We start from the raw sequence: 20,709 nt of genomic DNA on the forward strand, positions 1-20,709 counted from the left end.
CCCTTTACTGGATACCCAACCCATGCAATTTGTCTCGACACGCGGCCAGTCCCCGGCTGTTGGCCTCAGCGCGGCGATCGCTGCAGGATTGGCGCCCGATGGTGGGCTGTATGTTCCGCAGGTGCTGCCGGCGCCACGTGAGCTGCAGGCCGGCGCAACGCTGGCCGATACCGCCGCCGATCTGCTGGCACCGTTCTTTGCAGGCGATGCTCTGGAGGCAGCGCTGCCATCGATCTGCCGCGAGGCGTTCGACTTTCCGGTACCGCTGCGTCCACTGGGCGGCGGTGACCATGTGCTGGAGCTGTTCCATGGGCCGACGGCGGCGTTCAAGGATATCGGTGCGCGCTTCTTGGCCGGTACGCTGTCGCGGCTGCAGGCTGGCCAGGATCGCGACCTGACGATCGTCGTCGCCACCTCCGGCGATACCGGTGCCGCGGTGGCGGCGGCGTTCCATCGCCAGCCCGGCGTGCGCGTGGTGGTGCTGTATCCGGATGGCCGCGTGTCACCACGGCAGGCGCATCAGCTCGGCTGCTTCGGCGACAACATCCAGGCGCTGCGCGTGGCCGGTGCCTTCGACGACTGCCAGGCGATGGTCAAGCAGGCGCTGGCTGACCGCGAACTGCAGGCGCAGGTGCCGTTGAGTTCGGCCAACAGCATCAGTCTCGGCCGCCTGCTGCCGCAGATGAGTTATTACGCGCATGCGGCACTGACCCATCACGCTGACACCCGTCGCCGGCTCAACCTGGTGGTGCCGACCGGCAATCTTGGCAACGCGATGGCGGCCGTGCTGGCGCGCACGCTGGGCGTGCCGATCGGGCAGATCGTGCTGGCCACCAATGCCAATGCGGTACTGCCGGCGTACTTCAATGGTGGCGACTACCAGCCGCAGGCCAGCGTGGCCACCGTTGCAAATGCAATGGACGTAGGGGCGCCAAGCAACTTCGAGCGCCTGCGCTGGCTCTACCACGGCGATGACGCCGAGCTGCGCGCTGCGTTCCGTGCGTTCGCGGTGGACGACGTGACCATCCGCGCCACGATTGCGGCTGCGCACGCCAGCAGTGGCGAGCTGTTCTGCCCGCATACGGCGACGGCGGTTAAGGTGCTGCAGGACCTGCGCGCGCGTGGTGCCAAGGGTGACTGGGCGGTGGTGGCTACCGCCCATCCGGCCAAGTTCGAGGCTGTGGTCGAGCCCTTGATCGGTGGCCCGGTGGCGGTGCCGCCGACGTTGGATGCGCTGTTGCAGCGACCGGCGCACGCCGAGCCATTGGCGGCCGATTACGCGGCGTTGCGTGATGTGTTGGCTCTCATGTAGAGCCGCGCCATGCTCGGCTGCTGTTCGCGCACGGCGCGATGAGTCGAGCATGGCTCGACTCTACAATGCCCTTCGCGCAACACGGGTAGTGCCGGCCGCTGGCCGGCAACCCCATGAACTGCGAAACCCTCAGATCAACCTTCACCCGCCAGCGTGCGCAGCCCGTCCTCGTCAAGGATCTCCACCACGTTCAGGTGGGGCAGGGCGATCAGCCCCTGCTGGCGCAGCTTGGTGAAGGTGCGGCTGACCGTTTCCATGGTCAGGCCCAGGTGGTCGGCGATATCGCCACGGCCCATCGGCAGCGACACGCGCAGGCCGTCGCCGCCCAGCTTGGCCTCGCGTGCGGCCAGGCGCAGCAGGAAATCGGCCAGCTTCTCGGCTGGCTGCAGGCGTGCCAGTGCCAGCGCGGCATCCTGTGCGGCATCCAGTTCCTGGCAGGCGCGCTGCAGCAGCTTGCGCTCCAGGTGCGGAAAGCGGCTGCGCAGTGCCTTCATCTGCGGCAGCGCGACGCGGCAGACGCGGCTGTCGGCGATGGCCTCGATGTCGTAGCGATGGTGGTCGCTGCCGCTCAGGCCCAGGTAGTCGCCGGGCAGCACGAAGCCGTTGATCTGGCGCCGGCCGTCGGCCAGGGTGCGTACCAGGCGCAGTGCGCCGCCGGTCAATGTATAGACATGGTCGCGCTCTTCACCGGTGCGGGCCAGCGTGCTGCCCATGCTGACCTGCTGCGAGACGGTGACCTGCTCCAGCGCCTGCACTTCATCGGGCGACAGCGCCGAGCACACCGCAAGGTGGCGAACCGAGCAGTGCAGGCAGTCCAGCGTGGCGCAGGACGGCGAGGCGGGATCGTTGGTGGCGGGCGGAGCGCCGGAAGGCCGGGACATGTTGCGTGGGCGTATCGCGGGCGGGGGAGGGCCTTATGATACTTCAAGCGGCCGTTCGACCCTGCCCGAGGCGGGGGCGCTAGAATGTCGCCCCCTCCCACGTCCCGTTCCAGCAGGAGTTCCGCCCGTGATCAAGCCCCGTACCCCGCCCGGCACCCTTGAGCTGCTGCCGCGCGAGCAGATTGCGTTCCAGCGCATGCTGGACGTCATCCGCCGCAACTACGAGCGCTTCGGGTTCCTGCCGGTGGAGACGCCGGTGTTCGAGCTGTCCGACGTGCTGCTGACCAAGTCCGGCGGCGAGACTGAGCGCCAGGTGTACTTCGTGCAGTCCACCGGTGCGTTGGCCAATGCCGCCGAATCGGGTGACCGTTCGCTGCCGGAGATGGCGCTGCGCTTCGACCTCACCGTGCCGCTGGCGCGCTACGTGGCCGAGCACGAACACGAACTGACCTTCCCGTTCCGCCGCTACCAGATGCAGCGCGTGTACCGCGGCGAGCGTGCCCAGCGCGGTCGTTTCCGCGAGTTCTACCAGTGCGACATCGACGTGATCGGCAAGGACAGCCTGAGCGTACGTTACGACGCCGAAGTGCTGGCGGTCATCCACGCGGTGTTCTCGGAGCTGCGCATTGGTGATTTCAGCATCCAGCTGAACAACCGCAAGCTGATGCGCGGTTTCTTCGAGAGCCTGGGCGTGGCCGAAGGCGAGCGCCAGCTGGCGGTACTGCGCGAAGTGGACAAGCTGGACAAGCGCGGTGCCGATTACGTGCGCGAGACGCTGGTGGGCGAGGGCTTCGAGATTCCGGCCGAGCAGGTCGAGAAGATCCTGGCATTCGTGGCCGTGCGTTCGCAGGGTCATGCCGATGCGCTGGCGCAGCTGGCCACGCTTGAAGCCGACGCCGGTTCTTCGGAGATCCTGCGTACCGGTGTTGCCGAACTGCGCGAAGTACTGCAGCTGGTGCAGGCGCTGGGCGTGCCGGAAACCGCGTACTGCCTGAACTTCTCTATTGCGCGCGGCCTGGACTACTACACCGGCACGGTCTACGAGACCACGCTGACCGATCACCCGCAGATCGGCTCGATCTGCTCGGGCGGCCGCTACGAAGACCTGGCCAGCCACTACAGCAAGTCGAAGCTGCCGGGCGTGGGCATCTCCATCGGCCTGTCGCGCCTGTTCTGGCAGCTGCGCGAAGCTGGCCTGATCGAGGGCATCGAAGGCAGCAGCGTGCAGGCGCTGGTAGCACTGATGGACGAGCAGGGCATGCCGCAGTCGCTGGACATCGCGCGCCGCCTGCGCGCCGGTGGCATCAACACCGAAGTGCAGATGGAGCCGAAGAAGATCGGCAAGCAGTTCCAGTACGCGGCCAAGGCGGGCATCCGCTTCGTGGTGCTGGCCGGTGAGGACGAACTGGCGCGCGGCGTGGTGGCGGTGAAGGACCTGCTGCGCGAGCAGCAGTTCGAAGTTTCCCGTGACGAGCTGGCCAGCACCCTGCAGGTGGAGCTGGAGCAGTCCAGGGCGATGGCGTGATGCGGGCCGCCGCAGGGGCGCTGAGCGTGCTCCTGTTGGCGGGCTGTCAGAGCGACCCGGCGCTGCACAGTGCGCGGATCGGTCCAGCGCACTACCGGCTGCAGGTTGATCGCTGCCACGTGATCGACCGCGCGCAGCTGGAGGATGACCTGCAGGCCCTGGCTTTGCGGAAGTGCCCGGCGGGCGCAGGGGCGTTGGAGAACATCCAGTCCCTGCCAAGCCGGAAGGGCAGCCTGTTCGGCGAATGCCTGCGGCGCGGTGCGCTGCAGGCCGAGCTGCGTTGCCTGCCTTGAGTTGGGCCAGATTGTTGATTTGAAAGCAGAACGCCCGCCCTTTGGTGGGCGTTCTGCGTTTCCGGACGAAGCGCAGTCGAGCATGGCTCGACTCTACAAAAGCCGGTTCCGATCCGATCCACGCTGTTCTGACAGATCGCGGCCAACGCTCAGGACATCAGCATTTGCTTTTGCTCTCGCTCTTGGCGGGTGCAGGGCGGCAGCCCTGCGGCCCCCTCGACCCTCGATTTGACGCACTGCGCAAGAATGCGCTAATGTACTAACGCGCTATTACATTGATGCATGGAAACGACCCCGTGAAAGCCCGCCCCGACATTGCCGCCAAAGACCCGAAGGCCGACCTGCAAGCCCTGGCCCAGGCCTTTGCTGCCCTGCGCGAGCCGGAGCAGGTGGAAGCGTTCCTGCGCGACCTGTGCACGCCGGCCGAGCTGGAAGCCATGGCCGACCGCTGGAAGGTGGTGCCGCTGCTGCAGCAGGGCGTGCCGTATCGCGAGATCCACGAGCGCACCGGCGTCAGCGTGACCACCACCGGGCGAGTGGCACGCACGCTCGAGCATGGCCATCGAGGCTATGCCGCTGCCATCGACCGCCTTGCTTCGCGCTGATCCGCGCCCCGTTCCGAACTTCGAGACCTCCCCCATGAGTGCAACCCAGGCAGCGCCGGCACGAGACCGGTTGCGTATCGCCATCCAGAAGAGTGGCCGGCTGGCCGAGCCCGCCCGCAACCTGCTCAGCGCCTGTGGCCTGAGCTGGCGCGAGAGCCGCGACAAGCTGTTCTGCTACGGCGAATCGCTGCCGGTGGATCTGTTGCTGGTGCGCGACGACGATATTCCCGGCCTGATCGCCGACGGCGTCTGCGACCTCGGCATCGTTGGCCGCAATGAACTGGATGAGCAGGCCGCGGCGCGTCGCCAGATCGGCCTGCCCGATGCCTACCAGGCGCTGCGCGGGCTGGGCTTCGGCCAGTGCCGGCTGATGCTGGCGGTGCCCGAGGAATGGCAGTGGCAGGGCCCGGCGCAGCTGGCCGGCACCCGCATCGCCACCAGTTACCCGGCCATCCTCAAGCAGTGGCTGGATGAGCAGGGCGTGGATGCGCAGGTGGTCGAGCTGTCCGGGTCGGTGGAAATCGCGCCGCGCCTGGGTACCGCCGACCTGATCTGCGACCTGGTCTCCAGCGGCGCCACGCTGCGCGCCAACCAGTTGACCCCGGTGCACAACCTGCTCGACAGCGAGGCGGTGCTGGCTGGCGCGGTGCGCGTGCCGGATGACGCTCGCGCGTCGCTGCGCGCGATGCTGCTGCGCCGCCTGGACGGCGTGGTGCAGCGCCAGGACCGCAAGCTGCTGATGTTCCGCGCCAGCGAGGATCGCGTCGACGCGCTGTCGCAACTGCTGGCCGATGCCGAGCCGCTGGTGCGGCTGCCGGCCGATGGCGGCGCGCTGCGCTTGCAGACCATGTGCCCCGGCCCGTTGAGCTGGCAGCGCATGGAAGAACTGGAGCGCGCTGGCGCGCAGGGCCTGATGGTGTTGAGCGTGGAGCGGTCGCTGGCATGAACCGTCTGATCTGGTCCCGACTTGATGAGGCCGCGCGCAGCGCGGCATTGACCCGCCCGGTGCAGACCGTGGCGCAACAGACCCGTGACGCGGTGGCTACGCTGATCGCCCAAGTGCGCGGGCAGGGCGACGACGCGCTGCGTGCGATCACCGCACGTTTCGATGGTGTCGAGCTGGTCTCCTTTGAAGTGTCCGAAGCCGAGTTCGCGGCCGCCGAAGCGGCGGTGCCGGCCGAACTGCGCCAGGCGATGGTCGAAGCTGCCGAGCGCATCACGCGCTTCCATGAGGCTGGCATGGGCAAGGGCTATGCCGTGGAGACCGCACCGGGCGTGGTCTGCGAACGCATGCTGCGGCCGATCGGCCGGGTCGGCCTGTACGTACCGGCCGGCAGTGCGCCGCTGCCGTCCACCGCGCTGATGCTGGGTGTGCCGGCACGGTTGGCTGGTTGCCCGCAGGTGGTCTTGTGCACGCCGCCGCGCGCCGATGGCAGCGCGGATCCGGCGGTGCTGGTGGCCGCGCGCCTGACCGGCGTGCAGCGTGTATTCAAGCTGGGCGGCGCGCAGGCCGTCGCGGCCATGGCTTACGGCACGGCCAGCATTCCGGCCTGCGACAAGCTGTTCGGGCCCGGCAACAGCTTCGTGACCGAAGCCAAACAGCAGGTGGCACAGGACGGCGCCGCCGCCATCGACATGCCGGCGGGTCCTTCGGAGGTGCTGGTGATTGCCGATGCCGGCGCCAATCCGGCCTTCGTGGCCGCCGACCTGCTGTCTCAGGCCGAGCACGGCCCGGATTCGCAGGTGCTGCTGCTGACCGACGATGCCGCGATGCTGGCGGCGGTCGAGGCCGAAGTGGAGCGCCAGGTGGCCCTGCTGCCGCGCCAGCAGATCGCGCGCCAGGCGTTGTCGGCCTCGCGCCTGATCCAGGTCGATTCGCTGGACGAAGCCTTCGCGATCAGCAACCGCTATGCGCCCGAGCACCTGATCCTGGCCCTGCGCGACCCGCGCGCGTGGCTGGACAAGGTGCAGGCGGCCGGCTCGGTGTTCCTGGGGGATTACACCCCCGAAGCACTGGGCGACTACTGCAGCGGCACCAACCACGTGCTACCCACCGCCGGTGCCGCGCGTGCCTACAGTGGTGTCAGCGTGGCCAGCTTCCAGAACCTGATCAGCGTGCAGAGCGCCAGCGCCGCCGGCCTGGCGGCAATCGGCGGCTGCGCACGCATCATCGCCAGCGCTGAAGGCCTGGACGCGCACGAACGTGCGGTTGCCCTGCGCATGGAGGCCGCCGCATGAGCGCCGCCATTGATGACGTGCTGGCACTGGTGCGCCCGGATCTGCAGGCCTTCGCCGGCTACAGCTCGGCGCGCAGTGCGGCGGTGCAGGGCGAGGTCTGGTTGAACGCCAATGAGTCGGCCTGGGCCAATCCCGCTGATGCCGCAGGCAGCAGCCGGCGCTATCCCGAACCGCAGCCGTTGGCATTGCGCGAGGGACTGGCGGCGCTGTACGGCGTGACGCCACAGCAGCTGCTGATCGGTCGCGGCAGCGACGAAGCCATTGATCTGCTGGTGCGCGCGCTGTGCGTGCCGGGCCGCGATGGCGTGCTGGTCACACCGCCGGTGTTCGGCATGTACGCGGTCTGTGCACGCCTGCAGGGCGCCGCACTGCTTGAAGTGCCGCTGGTGGATACCGAAGACGGTTTGCGTGCGGATCTGGATGCGGTGATCGATACGGCCAAGTCGCGCAACGCCAAGCTGGTCTTCCTGTGCGCACCGTCCAACCCGGCCGGCAGCGATATCGGCCTGGACGAGATCGAGCGGGTGGCCACTGCTCTGCGCGGGCAGGCGCTGGTAGTGGTCGACGAGGCCTATGTTGAGTACGCACAACGCCCGTCGGCAACCACGCTGCTGACCGCGCATGCCAACGTCGCCGTGCTGCGTACGCTGTCGAAGGCGCACGCGCTGGCCGCGGCCCGAATCGGCACCCTTATCGCCGCACCGGAGCTGATTGCCGTGCTGCGCCGCTGCCAAGCACCGTACCCCGTGCCGACCCCATGCGCGGACCTGGCCGTGCAGGCACTGCAGCCGGCCGCGCTGGCACGCACTGCTGAGCGCGTGGCCACGGTCATCGCCGAGCGCGAACGCCTGTTCGCGTCGCTGCCCGGCCTGCCCGGCGTTCGTCGCGTGTACCGCTCGTCCGGCAACTACCTGCTGGTCCGCTTCTCGGATGCCCAGGCCGCGTTCGATACGCTGCTGGCTGCTGGCGTGGTGGTGCGCGATCAGCGCGCCGCGCCGCAACTGGGCGATGCCCTGCGCATCAGCATCGGCAGCCCCGAAGAGAACGACCGCGTGCTTGCGGCCCTGTCGGCGCGGAGGGCCGCAGCATGACCCCGATCCTGTTCATCGACCGCGACGGCACCCTCATCGAGGAGCCGTCCGATTTCCAGATCGATGCCTACGAGAAGCTGCGCTTCGTGCCGCAGGTGATCCCGGCGCTGCTGAAGCTGCGGGATGCCGGCTACCAGTTCGTGATCGTCACCAACCAGGATGGCCTCGGCAGCGACAGCTACCCGCGCGCCAGCTTCGATGGCCCCAATGATCTGATGCTGCAGATCTTTGAGAGCCAGGGCATTACCTTCCGTGACGTGCTGATCGATTGCAGCTGGCCACAGGACAATGCGCCGACCCGCAAGCCGGGCATCGGCCTGATGACCGCCTACCTGCAGGATCGCAGCATCGACTGGGCGCGCTCGGGCATGGTCGGTGACCGCATCACCGATCTGCAGTTTGCCGACAACCTCAACATCCGCGGTTTCCAGCTGCGCACCGAGCAGTTCGGTGGCGAGTGGGACTGGCCGGGCATCGCCCACGCGCTGGCCGACGCGCCACGCACCGCAGTAGTCCAGCGCAATACCAAGGAAACGAAGATCCGCGTTGAGCTGGACCTGGATCGTGCCGGCGATGCACGCATCTCCACCGGCCTGCCGTTCTTCGACCACATGCTTGAACAGATCGGCAAGCATGGTGGCTTCGCGCTGGACATCCAGGCCGAGGGTGACCTGCACATTGACGAGCACCACACCATCGAAGACACCGGGCTCGCATTGGGCCAGGCCCTGCGCGAGGCGCTGGGCGACAAGCGCGGCATTGGTCGCTACGGTTTCACCCTGCCGATGGACGAGACCCTGGCCAGCGCGGCACTGGATTTCAGCGGCCGGCCGTACTTCGTGTTCGAGGGTGAGTTCAAGCGCGAGCGGGTGGGCGACATGCCGACCGAGCTGGTGCCGCACTTCTTCCGTTCGCTGTGCGATGCCAGCGGCCTGAACCTCAACCTGCAGGTGCGCGGTGACAACGATCACCACAAGGTCGAGGCCTGCTTCAAGGCGCTGGCGCGTGCGCTGCGTCCAGCGTTGGCCCGGCAGGGCACCGCGCTGCCTTCCACCAAGGGGGCGTTGTGAGCGACGTCGCGCTGATCGACGCGGGTGGTGCCAATCTTGGTTCGGTGCGCTATGCGCTTGAACGCCTCGGCGCAAGCGTTCGGCTGGTGCGCGATGCCGATGGGCTGGCCGGCGCGCAGCGGGTGATCCTGCCCGGCGTCGGTGCGGCTGGTCCAGGCATGCAGCGCCTGCACGCGCAAGGCCTGGTCGAGCCGCTGCAGCGACTGGAGGTGCCGCTGATGGGTATCTGCCTCGGCATGCAGCTGCTGTTCGAACGCTCCGAGGAAGCGGGCGTGGAGACACTGGGGCTGATTCCCGGCGTGGTGCGCAAGCTGGTGCCGGCCTGCGGCATCCGCGTGCCGCACATGGGCTGGAACCGGCTGCTGCCGCTGCGCGAATCGCTGCTGCTGCGCGGTGTACCGGAGCGCGCCAGCGCCTACTTCGTGCACAGCTATGCGGCGCCGCTCAATACCCACACCGTCGCTGCCTGCGACCACGGTGGCCTGTTCACTGCCGTGGTGGAGCAGGGGCGTTACTACGGCGCACAGTTCCACCCCGAGCGCTCCGGCGAGACCGGCTCGCTGATGCTGCGCAATTTCCTCGAGGGCACCGCTGCATGAGTTTCATCGTCTACCCCGCGCTGGATATCCGCGATGGCCGCGTGGTGCGGCTGCGCCAGGGCGACTACGCGCAGGAAACCACCTATGGCGACGATCCATTGCCACGCGCGCGGGCCTTCGCCGCGCGAGGTGCGCAGTGGATGCATCTGGTCGACCTGGACGCTGCACGCGCCGGTGGCTACACGCTGGCACCGCTGCTGTCGTCGATCCGCGCGCAGACGCCGCTGCAGGTGCAGACCGGTGGTGGCGTGCGCGGCCGCGCCGATGTAGCGCGCATCCTCGATGCCGGCGCGGGCCGCGTGGTGGTCGGTTCGCTGGCCGTGCGTCGTCCCGATGAAGTGGTCGGCTGGCTGGAGGAATTCGGCGCCGATCGCATCACCATTGCGCTGGACGCTCGTCAGGATGCGCAGGGCCAATGGCAGCTGCCGGTGCACGGCTGGACCGAGAACGCCGGGGTAACCCTGGATGAGCTGGCGCAGCGCTACGCGCGCGCCGGCATGCGCCACCTGCTGTGCACCGACATCGCCCGCGACGGCATGCTGGCCGGGCCCAACATCGGCCTCTACCAGCACCTGTCGGGCTTGCTGCCGGGTGTGGCGGTGCAGGCCTCCGGTGGCATCCGCGACGTGGCCGATGTGGCCGAGGCCCGTGCCGCCGGCTGCGGCGGCGCCATCCTCGGCAAGGCGCTGCTGGAGCAGCGCATGGACCTGGCGGAGGCACTGGCATGTTGAGCCGGCGCATCATTCCGTGCCTGGACGTGCGCGATGGCCGCGTGGTCAAGGGCGTGCGCTTCCGCGACCACGTCGACATGGGCGATATCGCCGAGCTGGCGCAGCGCTACCGTGACCAGGGCGCCGACGAGCTGGTGTTCTATGACATCGGCGCCAGCCCCGAGGCGCGCTCAGTGGACGTGGCCTGGATCGAGCGCATCGCGCGGCTGATCGACATTCCGTTCTGCGTGGCCGGTGGCATCGACAGCGTGGAAACTGCGCGTCGCGTGTTGTTCGCCGGCGCCGACAAGGTGTCGATCAACTCGCCTGCGCTGGGCCGTCCCGAACTGATCACAGAACTGGCCGACGAGTTCGGCGTGCAATGCGTGGTGGTCGGTGTCGATTCGGTGCGCGAAGCGGATGGCCAGTGGCGGGTGCGCCGTTTCAGCGGAGACCCGGACAAGACCCAGGCGGTGCCACTGCGCACCCTGGACTGGATTGTCGAGGCGCAACGGCGGGGCGCCGGTGAGATCGTGCTGAACTGCATGGATAGCGACGGCGTGCGCCGTGGCTACGATGTCGTGCAACTGCAGCAGGCGCGGGCACTGTGCCAGGTACCGTTGATCGCCTCTGGCGGTGCCGGTGCGATGGAGCACTTCGCCGAAGCCTTCGACCAGGCCGACGTCGACGGCGCGCTGGCTGCCAGCGTGTTCCACAGCGGCGCCATCGCCATTCCAGAATTGAAGCGCTACCTGCGCGGACAGCAGATCGAGGTGCGGGATGTCTATTGAAATCAGGCCGTCCTTGGACGCGTTGCAGGCGCTGGACTGGGGCAAGGGCGACGGCCTGCTGCCGGCGGTGGTGCAGGATGCCGATACCCTGCAGGTGCTGATGCTGGGCTATGTCAGCGCAGAGTCGCTGGCGGCCACGTTGGCCATCGGCCACATGACTTTCTTCAGCCGCAGCAAGCAACGGTTGTGGACCAAGGGTGAGCAGTCCGGCAACGTGCTGGTGGTGCAGTCGATCAGCGTCGACTGCGATGCCGATACGTTGCTGGTGATGGCACGTCCCGCCGGGCCGACCTGCCATACCGGCGCCGAGAGCTGTTTCGACCAGGCGCCGAAGGACTTCCTGGGCGGGCTGGGCCAGCTGGTGGCGATGCGCGAGGCGCAGCGGCCACCGGGCAGCTACACCACCAGCCTGTTCGAGGGCGGCATCCGCCGCATCGCGCAGAAGGTGGGCGAGGAGGGCGTGGAGACCGCCCTGGCGGCGGTGGCGCAGGACGATGAAGCGCTGCTGGGCGAGGCATCGGACCTGCTGTACCACCTGCTGGTGCTGCTGCGCGCGCGTGGTTTGTCGCTGGAGGATGCGCGGGCGGTGCTGGAAAAGCGCCATCGTTGAGGAAGGCGTGCGGACCAGCGGTCCGCACCCACCTTTGCAATGCAGCTGAGCTTGGCTCGGCTCTACAATAGAGGGTCTTCTTCTTTCCCGGACCGCCCATGAAACTGCCTGCCGCCTGGCTGTGCTGCCTGTTGCTGACCTCGCCGGCCTGGGCCGCGGACACTGTGGTCACCGGCAAGGTCTATCTGGAACGCGACGGCCGGCCGGGTCGCGGTGCGACCGATCCGGGCCTGGCCGGGGTGCAGGTCTCCAACGGCGAGACCCTCGTCAAGACCGCCGCCGACGGCAGCTACAGCCTGCCGGTGCGTGATGGCCAGACCGTGTTCGTGATCAAGCCCGATGCGTATTCCTTCCCGAAGGCGGCCGATGGCCTGCCCTCGTTCTGGCGCCACTACCGTCCGAACGGTTCGCCGGCGCTGAAGTACGGTGGCATCGCCGCCACCAGCGACGTCACCCGCAACTGGGATTTCGCCTTGCAGTCGGATCGCCATGACAGCCGCCGTGGTTTCCAGATGCTGGTGTTCACCGATTCGCAGACCGCCAGCCTGAAGGACATCGGCTACTACCAGCAGTCGATCGTGGCGCCGCTGGTCGGGCAGACCAAGGCGCGCATGGGCACCACCCTGGGTGACATCGTCAACGACGACCTGACCCTGTATCCGGCGATCAACAAGGTCACCACCGAACTTGGCGTGCCGTGGTTCCATGTGCCGGGCAACCACGACCTCGACTTCGATGCCGCCAGCGATGAGCACTCGCTGGACAGCTGGCGCAACATCTACGGCCCGGATACCTACGCGGTGGAGGAGGGGGGCGCCAGTTTCGTGTTCCTGGACGACGTGGTGTACGACCCCAAGGCCAAGCCGAAGTACATCGGCGGCCTGCGCGAAGACCAGTTCGCCTTCCTCGCCAGCTACCTGAAGGGCCTGCACAAGGACCGCCTGCTGGTGCTGGGCATGCACATCCCGCTTTTCGACGCCGCACCGGGTCGCGAGACCTTCCGCCATGCTGACCGCCAGCGCCTGTTCGACCTGTTGAAGGATTTCCGCAACGTGCTGGTGCTGAGCGGCCACAGCCACACCCAGCAGCACGTCTACCACGGCAAGGCCGAGGGCTGGAACGGCGACAAGCCGCTGCACGAATACAACGTGGGTGCCAACTGCGGCGCGTTCTGGTCGGGCGTAAAGAATGCCGCCGGCGTGCCGGACAGCACCATGAGCGATGGCACGCCGAAGGGCTATGCATTGCTCGACGTGGCCGGCAATGGCAGCTACAAACTGCAGTACCGCGTGGCCGGCAAACCGGCCAGCGAGCAGATCGGCCTGCACGCACCGAAGGTGCTGCGCCAGGGGGCCTACCCGGCGTGGGGCATCTATGCCAACGTCTACATGGGTGAGGATGCCAGCGTGGTCGAGTACCGCGTCGATGGCGGCGCCTGGCAGCCGATGAAGCAGGTCAGCCAGCCCGATCCGCGCCTGATGGTGGAGAACGTGGCCGACGATCTGGCTGACAGCCTGCGTGGCTACGACCGCTCGCCGGAGGCCACCGCATCGCCGCACCTGTGGCGTGGCGCGCTGCCGACCGATCTGGCGGTGGGCAGCCACAAGGTCGAGGTGCGCTCCACCCAGCCTGACGGTGCGGTGTTCACCGCCAGCACCAGCTACAGCCTGCAGACTGCCCAGCCCTGACACGCCGCAAGGCCTCTCCAGCGAAAGGACCCGCATGGATATACGCTTCATGGCCGGCACCACGCCGGTGACCCTCAGCCGCCACTGGTTCACCGGCGCGATGCTGCTGCAGAGCGCCACCGAGAAGGTCTGGGTGCAGCACCCGCTGCATCCGGGCACCCACTTCTCGTTCTCGCTGGTACAGTCGTGGCTGCGCCACATCGCCGGCCATGAAGTGCTGGTCGAGCGCACCCGGCCGCTGCTGTTTGCCGGCTTCCGCCCGCAGCGGCTGCGCGTGCTGGTGGATGGTGTGCAGGTGGCCGAACAGGAAGGCATGTAGGCCAACCTGAATCATCGGCGTGCTAGGCAAAGCCGCCCCGATGCCTGAGAATCGGGGCGATTCAATCGATCCAAGCAGGCCAGCGTGACCATCGCAGCAGCGTCCCCGGTTTCCTCCGACTCCGCCCGCGGCGGTCCTCCGCGCTGTCTGGTGGTCGCCGATGTCGGCGGCACCTTCGCCCGCCTTGCGCTGGCTGAAACCCAACCCGGCCAGGCGCCGCTGCTGGGCAGCCATCGCACCTATGCCTGCGCCGAGCACCCCAGCCTGGCCGCGATCCTGGCCGATTTCACCGCAGGCCTTGGCCAGCCGGTGCAGACTGCGGTGGTGGCCATCGCCGGCCTGCTCGATGGCGATGTACTGATCAATTCCAACCTGCCGTGGACGGTCTCGCTGTCGGCCACCCGCGCGCAGTCCGGGCTGCGCGAGCTGCAGTTGATCAATGATTTCGAGGCGGTGGCACTGGCCATCCCGTACCTGCAGCGCGAGACGCTGGTGCCACTGAACGGCGACGCCGATCCGGCGCAGGCGTTCCCGGCGCTGGTGCTGGGCGCGGGCACCGGCCTGGGCGCCGCGCTGCGTTTCGCCGATGGCGAGCGCCCGGTGCTGGCCAGCGAGATCGGCCATGCCGCGCTCGGCGCCGGCAACGCGCTGGAACTGCAGGTGCTGGGCAAGCTGCTGCAGCGCTGGGCGCACGTGGACAACGAGCGCGTGCTGTCCGGTAGTGGCCTGATGAACCTGTACCCGTGTATGTGCGAGCTGCGCGGCGTCACCCCGGTGTGGATCAGCACCGAAGCACTGATCGGTGCCGCCCGCAGCGGTGAAGACGCGCTGGCGGTGGAGACGCTGCAGGTGTTCTGCGCCTGGCTGGGCAGCCTGGCCGGCGACGCAGCGATCGCCGTCGGTGCACGCTCGGTGTACCTGGCCGGCGGCATTTCCGCGCACGTGCAGGATTTCCTGGCCGATGGCCGTTTCCGTGAGCGCTTCCTCAACAAGGGCGTGCTGACCGAGGTGCTGCGCCAGGTGCCGGTATGGCGCGTGGAGCACGGCCAGCTGGGCGTACTCGGCGCAGCGGTCTGGCACGCCGCACGGCAGCCCGCGCACGACTGATCGCTGCGACCGGCATCGGGCCGGCCGCACATTGCAGACTGGGAGGGGAAGATGGTGGATCGCAGGCAGTTCCTGCAGGCCGGCGCACTGGCCGCAGGCATGGCGGCTTTGCCGGGCGTGCAGGCGCGCACGCAGGGTGGGGCCAAGGTGGTTTCGACCTGGGACTTCGGCGTGCCGGCCAACCAGGCCGCATGGAAGGTGCTGGCGCAGGGCGGCAGCGCACTGGATGCGGTGGAAGCGGGCGCACGCTGGGCCGAGAGCGAGCTGTGCAACCCGACCGTCGGCCACTGCGGCAACCCGGATCGCGACGGCGTGCTGAGCCTGGACGCGAGCATCATGGATGGCGATGGCCGTTGTGGTGCGGTGGCCGCGCTGGTCGACATCCTGCATCCGGTCTCGGTGGCCCGCAAAGTGATGGAGAACAGCCCGCATGTGCTGCTGGTGGGCGAGGGCGCGCAGCAGTTCGCGGTGCAGCAGGGTTTCGAACGCCAGCACCTGCTGACGCCGCAGGCCGAGGCGGCCTGGCGCGAGTGGCTGAAGACCGAGAAGTACCAGCCGCAGATCAACGCCGAGCGCCGGGGTATTCCCGGCAACAGCGACAACCACGACACCATCGGCATGCTGGCGCTGGATGCCAAGGGCCATCTGGCCGGTGCCTGCACCACCAGCGGTATGGCCTGGAAGCTGCACGGCCGGGTCGGCGACAGCCCGATCATCGGTGCCGGCCTGTATGTCGACAACGAAGTGGGTGCGGCCACCGCCTCGGGCGTAGGTGAGGAGATGATCCGCAACGCTGCTTCGTTCCTGGTGGTCGAGCTGATGCGCCAGGGGCGCTCGCCGGCGCAGGCATGTCGCGAGGCGATCGACCGTGTGGTGCGCAAGCGGCCGGAGGCGAGCAAGACCCTGCAGGTGTGCTTCCTGGCCCTGAACAAGCAGGGCGAGGTGGGCGCCTACGCGCTGCATCGCGGCTTCGTCTACGCCGTGTGCGATGCGCAGCGCCAGGATGAGCTGCGCGATTCGCCGTCGATCTACACGAGCACGCAGGCGTGAGCAAGCGGCTCACCCTGGAGATCGCCAGCAACTCGTTGGCCTCGGCATTGGCCGCGCAGGCCGGCGGCGCCGACCGCATCGAGCTGTTCGACAACCTGGCCGAGGGTGGCACCACGCCGTCGTTCGCCAGCATCGCGATTGCCCGCGAACGCCTGTCGATTCCGCTGTTCGTACTGGTGCGTCCGCGCCCGGGCGACTTCCACTACGACGCGCTGGAAACCGAACTGATGCTGCGTGACATCGCGCAGTGCCGCGCACTGGGCTGCGATGGCGTGGTGATCGGCGCGCTGGATGTGCAGGGCGGCATCGACGTGGCGCTGTGCCGTGAACTGATGCAGGCCGCCGGGCCGTTGCAGGTGACCTTCCATCGCGCCTTCGACGCCGCCCGCGATCTGCCTGCCGCATTGGAGCAGGTGATCGGGCTGGGCTGCCAGCGCGTACTGACCTCGGGCGGCCAGGTCAGCGCCGAGGCCGGCGCGGATGTGCTGGCGGGCCTGGTCACGCAGGCGGCGGGACGCATCAGTGTGATGGCCGGCGCCGGGCTGGGCCCGGCCAATATCGCCGCCGTCGCGCGACGGAGCGGCTGCGCCGAGTTGCACGCCTCGGCGAAAGGCCTGCGGCGCTCGGCCATGCAGTTCCAGAATCCGGCCCTGCGCGGACTGGATCCGGACTGGAGCCAGACCAGCACCGCGACCGTGGCCGCGCTGCGGCAGACGCTGGACGGCGCAAGGTAGCCCGCTTCTTCTTTGTAGAGCCGAGCCCACGCTCGGCTGCTCTTTGGGCCCGGGGTCGGATCCCTTCGCAGAAGGGCTCCGACCTCGGGCCTGCCCATCGTTGCGGCCGAAGAAGTGACGCTTACAGCACGTTCGAACGGCTAGGGGGGGCAGACCAAGTCGTTGAAATGGATACGCTGGTGCGCCGTCGCATGGCGGCGCAGTCGGTGATTGTCGATAGTGGTTCATACCGTCGTTCGCCAACGAATTCCCGCATGTTTCGACTGTTCCTGCTGCTTGTCTGCGCGGTGCCAGCCATTGCAATCGGCGCACGTGAAAGGCATGCACCGGAGTGGGGGCGGGAGGTGGCTGCCGACAAGGACCTGCAGGTTGACCCCGAAATGGTTGGTGTGAGGCTTGAGCCAACCGCGCGGGGCGCGTTCCTCGACACACGTGAACATCGAATCGGGGCGAGGCGTTTTCGCGCGCTGTATCAGGTATTCGATTCCAATGCGGATAACCCGATGGGCCTTTGCGGCGCTGGGCGCGAGATCCATCTCTTCGTCTACGAAGTGATGCCGCTGGAGCCCGTGGAGCGGGGCAGGATACGGATCAGCAGTTGCCTTGAGAATGTGTCACTGGCCAGCCAGAACTCGGGGCAAGCGGGCGGCGAGTCCGACTTCTCCTCGGTTACCTGGCAACGGGATGGGTTCACCATCCAGTGGTGGGGGAGTGGGCCCGGAAGCGATGCTTCACACTACTATCTGCTCCGCAACAATCGCTTTGTTGTGGATTAACCGGGTGCTGCAAATCCTTGAGTGCGGACAAAACTGTTCCGCGCGTGATTGTCGCAATCGTGTCATGCATTCCTGCGCCGATCTCTCAGCGATAGTCCGCAACCCATTGATTACTCTCGATACCGGTAGCCAACAACGGCACGCCGTCGCCGGTTTGTGCGCCGCCGCATGCCGTGCATGGTTCAGCTGTGCTTTAGTTTGGATCGATCCACAGGGGAGGGCGCCGCGACGGTCTTGAACCGATCCATGCGCTCGGATCAGCCGTAGTGCCGCGCCACCACCCGTCCGTGCGTCCACACTTTCGAAGAGCAACCGCCCATGGCTCAGATCGTCCGCAAGCGCCGTCACCTGCTGTCCCAGGCCCTGGTCCTGGCCCTGCTTCCCCTGGCTGCCAATGCGCAGGAAGCCTCAAGCTCGTCCACCAAGGATCTCGATGCGGTCACCGTCACCGGCTCGCGCATCAAGCGCGCCAGTGTCGAAGGCCCGGCACCGGTCAATGTGATCACCGCCGCGCAGATCCAGAAGGAAGGCTTCGTCAGCGTGTACGACGCGCTGAAGACCCTCACCGAAGCGACCGGCACTGTTGAAGCCGCCTCGCAGTGGGGCTCGCATACGCCCAATGCCAGCGGCCTGAACCTGCGCGGGATGGGCCCGAACCGCTCGCTGTTGCTGGTCAACGGCCGTCGCGTGGCGGACTACCCGCTGCCGTATGGCGGTGAAACCAACTTCTCCAACTACGGCAACATTCCGGCCGCGGCGGTGGAGCGCATCGAAGTGCTGACCGGTGGCGCCTCGGCCATCTATGGTTCGGATGCGATCGCCGGCGTGGTCAACGTCATCCTGAAAACCAACTACGACGGCGACGAAGTGCGCGTGCGCGGCGGTACCTCCACCGAAGGCGGCCGCGATACGTGGGATCTGTCCTGGGCCGGCGGCAAGACCGGCGACAACTGGAGCGTGACCTACGCGCTGCAGTACACCAAGCGCGACCCGCTGTTTGGCCGTGACCGCCCGCAGATGGACGACGCCGATGATGCACCGTATCCGTCCTGGAACATGGAACAACGCAAGGTCGGCTTCCGTCCCACCGCCGGCCTGGCGCTGATCGATCCGACCACCGGCCAGCGCCTGGCGCCGCCCACCGGCACCTGCGAGAAGTTCGACGGCGAGTACTACACCGCCGATCGATTGGTCTACAACTACGCCGCCAACACCATCACCAACACCGGCCGCCTGTGCGGAATGAGTGCGGACTATGCCAACTGGCTGCTTACGGGCGGTGCCGAGAACGTGTCCGGTAACCTGTATGCCACCTTCGACTTCAGCAATAACCTGCAGGCCTGGACCAACCTGGCCGTCTACCGCTCCGAAGCGATCTGGGGCACCAATCCGCCGAGCGTGTCGCTGATCGACGACGACAACGGCTACTACTGGGATGCCAACCGCAACCGCCCGATCCTGGGCGTGCGCCAGTTCACGCCAAATGAAGTCGGCGGCGTGGATACGCTGCGCAACACCAACCGCGAACTGTCCTGGGACTGGAGCGCCGGCCTGCGTGGCCGCCTCGCTGACCGCTTCGACTGGAGCGCCACAGTGGGGCGTTCCTACTACCGCGTTGAAGAACGGCAGAACGTGGTCGACAAGCAGAAGTCGTATGACTACTTCCTGGGTCCGAAGCTGGGCACCACCGCCGATGGCGAGGCGATCTACGCACTGAACGAATCGCGCTGGTGGAATCCGCTGACGCCGGACCAGTACTGGCAGATGGGCACGGTGGCCAGGAATCGCGCGTCATCGTGGGTCAACCAGGCTTCGGCGGACATCACCGGCGAGCTGTTCCAGGGCTGGGCGGGTCCGATTTCGTTCGCGGCGGTGGCCGAAGTCGCGCAGCAGGGCTATCACCTCGGCCCCGACCCGCGCGCCGGCATCGACTTCGACCTGCAGAACGTCGATCGCGGCGGCGGCGAGCGCACCCGCTATTCGGCCGGCGTCGAGTTCAAGATTCCGCTGCTGGAGAGCGTGACCGCCACTGCGGCCGCGCGCTATGACCGCTATGGCAACTACAAGGCTGATAACAGCGGCGAAGCGCTGGACATCGGCAGCCAGAAGGAAACCACCTGGAACGTCGGCCTGGAATGGCGCCCGGTGGAGTCGCTGCTGGTGCGTGGTTCCTACGCCACCAGTTTCCATGCGCCGGACATGCACTACCTGCTGGGCCAGCCGAGCAGCTCCGAAGTGCAGACCTATGACCGCCTGCGCTGCATCCAGAGCGGCGCTTACCTGGTCAACAACTGCGGCGTGGGCAACACCGACGTCTGGTACACCTTCGACGTGAACCGCCGCGGCACGCCACTGCTGCGTTCGGAAACCGGCGATTCGTGGACGGTCGGTTTTGTCTGGGATGTGATGCCCAATCTGTCGGTCAGTGCCGACTACTGGGCGATCAAGCTGGAAGACATGATCGTCGACGTCGGCGCCGATGAGGTGCTGGCCAGCGAAGCCGGCTGCCTGACCGGCAAGAACATGGACGGTACACCGTGGGCCAATCCGGCCGGTGGCGAGTACTGTGCCGGCATCCTGGCCCGCGTGAACCGCGACAGCAATGGCCGTCTGGTATCGATCGAGCGCGGCCCGTTCAACCTGGCCAGCAGGGAAGTGCGCGGTATCGACCTGACCGCGCGCTATCGCCTGGAAACCGCGCAGTGGGGCAGCTTCCAGCTGGGCCTGAACTACACCAACCAGATCTCGACCAAGGAACAGCGCTACGCCAACGACCCGAACCCGGAGCGTCGTGACCGCGACCTGCGCAGCAAGCTGCGCGCGAGCCTGGCCTGGCAGCGCGGCAACTGGAACGCCAATGTCTATGCCGACCGCATCGGTTCGGTGCCGGGCGTGCGCTACCACTGGGGCACCGATCGCCTGAACAACCCGGGTGGCTGCTTGCCGTTCGCTGATGGCTATGTGCCCAGCGACAGCCCGTCGCTGAACTGCCTGGAACCGGCAACACGTCCGGATGGCTCGCCCAACCCGAACCCGAACGCCGGCCAGCAGACCACGCGTTACTACGGGCGGGTCGGGCCGTTCATTACCTGGAACTTCAACATGGGCTACCAGGTGACCGAACGCGCCAAGGTCAACGTCTACGTCAACAACGTGTTCAATTCGGCCAGCTGGAACCACAAGGATCCGTACAAGCTGGACTATGACTTCGCCCCGACCCGCCTGCTCGGCGCGGTGGGCCGCGAGTTCGCGCTGGAGTACGTGTTCACCTTCTGAGGCGGATAGCGGGCGGTACGCCGGGCATGGCCCG

General features: G+C 67.5%; 20 protein-coding genes. 19 read left to right on the top strand and 1 reads right to left on the bottom strand.

What is annotated here, in order from left to right:
• Positions 1–22 precede the first annotated feature (22 nt).
• Positions 23–1,312 (top strand): threonine synthase, encoded by a 1,290-nt coding sequence (gene thrC / locus ACW5IY_RS09990; protein WP_049436260.1) that lies wholly within the window; start codon positions 23–25, stop codon positions 1,310–1,312.
• Positions 1,313–1,446: 134 nt separating this feature from the next.
• Here thrC and ACW5IY_RS09995 read toward each other — a convergent pair whose 3' ends face one another.
• Positions 1,447–2,193, bottom strand: coding sequence for a Crp/Fnr family transcriptional regulator (locus tag ACW5IY_RS09995; protein WP_049436259.1), 747 nt, complete (start codon positions 2,191–2,193; stop codon positions 1,447–1,449).
• Between the two features lie 127 nt (positions 2,194–2,320).
• Here ACW5IY_RS09995 and hisS point away from each other — a divergent pair, with 127 nt between their 5' ends.
• From hisS to ACW5IY_RS10085, 18 genes are all read left to right on the top strand, one after another.
• On the top strand, positions 2,321–3,718 hold the full coding sequence (gene hisS, locus ACW5IY_RS10000) for a histidine--tRNA ligase (protein ID WP_049436258.1): 1,398 nt from the start codon (positions 2,321–2,323) through the stop codon (positions 3,716–3,718).
• Positions 3,718–4,011 (top strand): hypothetical protein, encoded by a 294-nt coding sequence (locus ACW5IY_RS10005; protein ID WP_049436257.1) that lies wholly within the window; start codon positions 3,718–3,720, stop codon positions 4,009–4,011. Before hisS ends, ACW5IY_RS10005 begins: the two co-directional genes overlap by 1 nt.
• Positions 4,012–4,307: 296 nt before the next feature.
• Entirely contained in the window at positions 4,308–4,616 is a 309-nt protein-coding gene (locus ACW5IY_RS10010) for a YerC/YecD family TrpR-related protein (protein WP_162838414.1), read from the top strand.
• Between the two features lie 34 nt (positions 4,617–4,650).
• Entirely contained in the window at positions 4,651–5,562 is a 912-nt protein-coding gene (gene hisG / locus ACW5IY_RS10015) for an ATP phosphoribosyltransferase (protein ID WP_053442918.1), read from the top strand.
• Positions 5,559–6,854, top strand: a complete 1,296-nt coding sequence (gene hisD / locus ACW5IY_RS10020) for a histidinol dehydrogenase (RefSeq protein WP_049436254.1) — start codon at positions 5,559–5,561, stop codon at positions 6,852–6,854. Before hisG ends, hisD begins: the two co-directional genes overlap by 4 nt.
• Entirely contained in the window at positions 6,851–7,945 is a 1,095-nt protein-coding gene (hisC, locus tag ACW5IY_RS10025) for a histidinol-phosphate transaminase (RefSeq protein WP_049436253.1), read from the top strand. Before hisD ends, hisC begins: the two co-directional genes overlap by 4 nt.
• Positions 7,942–9,015 carry a bifunctional histidinol-phosphatase/imidazoleglycerol-phosphate dehydratase HisB gene (hisB, locus tag ACW5IY_RS10030; protein ID WP_049436252.1) on the top strand — a complete coding sequence of 358 codons (1,074 nt, stop codon included), beginning with the start codon at positions 7,942–7,944 and terminating at the stop codon, positions 9,013–9,015. Before hisC ends, hisB begins: the two co-directional genes overlap by 4 nt.
• The gene (gene hisH, locus ACW5IY_RS10035; RefSeq protein ID WP_049436250.1) at positions 9,012–9,614 is read left to right on the top strand and encodes an imidazole glycerol phosphate synthase subunit HisH; all 603 of its coding nucleotides are present in this window, start codon (positions 9,012–9,014) and stop codon (positions 9,612–9,614) included. The genes hisB and hisH overlap by 4 nt, the downstream gene beginning before the upstream one ends.
• Positions 9,611–10,345 (top strand): 1-(5-phosphoribosyl)-5-[(5-phosphoribosylamino)methylideneamino]imidazole-4-carboxamide isomerase, encoded by a 735-nt coding sequence (gene hisA, locus ACW5IY_RS10040; RefSeq protein WP_049436249.1) that lies wholly within the window; start codon positions 9,611–9,613, stop codon positions 10,343–10,345. Before hisH ends, hisA begins: the two co-directional genes overlap by 4 nt.
• Positions 10,339–11,115, top strand: a complete 777-nt coding sequence (gene hisF, locus ACW5IY_RS10045) for an imidazole glycerol phosphate synthase subunit HisF (RefSeq protein WP_005409431.1) — start codon at positions 10,339–10,341, stop codon at positions 11,113–11,115. The genes hisA and hisF overlap by 7 nt, the downstream gene beginning before the upstream one ends.
• Positions 11,105–11,725: a bifunctional phosphoribosyl-AMP cyclohydrolase/phosphoribosyl-ATP diphosphatase HisIE gene (gene hisIE / locus ACW5IY_RS10050; RefSeq protein WP_049436248.1), complete on the top strand. Its 621-nt coding sequence runs from the start codon at positions 11,105–11,107 to the stop codon at positions 11,723–11,725. The genes hisF and hisIE overlap by 11 nt, the downstream gene beginning before the upstream one ends.
• A 98-nt stretch (positions 11,726–11,823) precedes the next feature.
• A complete protein-coding gene (locus ACW5IY_RS10055; RefSeq protein ID WP_049436247.1) occupies positions 11,824–13,413 on the top strand; it encodes a calcineurin-like phosphoesterase C-terminal domain-containing protein in 1,590 nt (529 codons plus the stop codon).
• A 34-nt stretch (positions 13,414–13,447) separates the two neighbouring features.
• Positions 13,448–13,732 (top strand): hypothetical protein, encoded by a 285-nt coding sequence (locus ACW5IY_RS10060; protein WP_005409434.1) that lies wholly within the window; start codon positions 13,448–13,450, stop codon positions 13,730–13,732.
• Between the two features lie 84 nt (positions 13,733–13,816).
• On the top strand, positions 13,817–14,839 hold the full coding sequence (locus ACW5IY_RS10065; RefSeq protein ID WP_049436245.1) for a glucokinase: 1,023 nt from the start codon (positions 13,817–13,819) through the stop codon (positions 14,837–14,839).
• A 51-nt stretch (positions 14,840–14,890) separates the two neighbouring features.
• Positions 14,891–15,889 carry a N(4)-(beta-N-acetylglucosaminyl)-L-asparaginase gene (locus ACW5IY_RS10070; RefSeq protein WP_049436244.1) on the top strand — a complete coding sequence of 333 codons (999 nt, stop codon included), beginning with the start codon at positions 14,891–14,893 and terminating at the stop codon, positions 15,887–15,889.
• Complete coding sequence (locus ACW5IY_RS10075; protein ID WP_049436242.1) at positions 15,886–16,623, top strand: copper homeostasis protein CutC; 738 nt, start codon at positions 15,886–15,888, stop codon at positions 16,621–16,623. Before ACW5IY_RS10070 ends, ACW5IY_RS10075 begins: the two co-directional genes overlap by 4 nt.
• Before the next feature lie 167 nt (positions 16,624–16,790).
• Positions 16,791–17,399, top strand: a complete 609-nt coding sequence (locus ACW5IY_RS10080) for a hypothetical protein (protein WP_230080565.1) — start codon at positions 16,791–16,793, stop codon at positions 17,397–17,399.
• Positions 17,400–17,717: 318 nt separating this feature from the next.
• Positions 17,718–20,675 carry a TonB-dependent receptor plug domain-containing protein gene (locus tag ACW5IY_RS10085; RefSeq protein ID WP_457327181.1) on the top strand — a complete coding sequence of 986 codons (2,958 nt, stop codon included), beginning with the start codon at positions 17,718–17,720 and terminating at the stop codon, positions 20,673–20,675.
• The last annotated feature ends 34 nt before the right edge of the window (positions 20,676–20,709 follow it).

It is taken from the genome of Stenotrophomonas sp. C-A, from assembly GCF_054030835.1.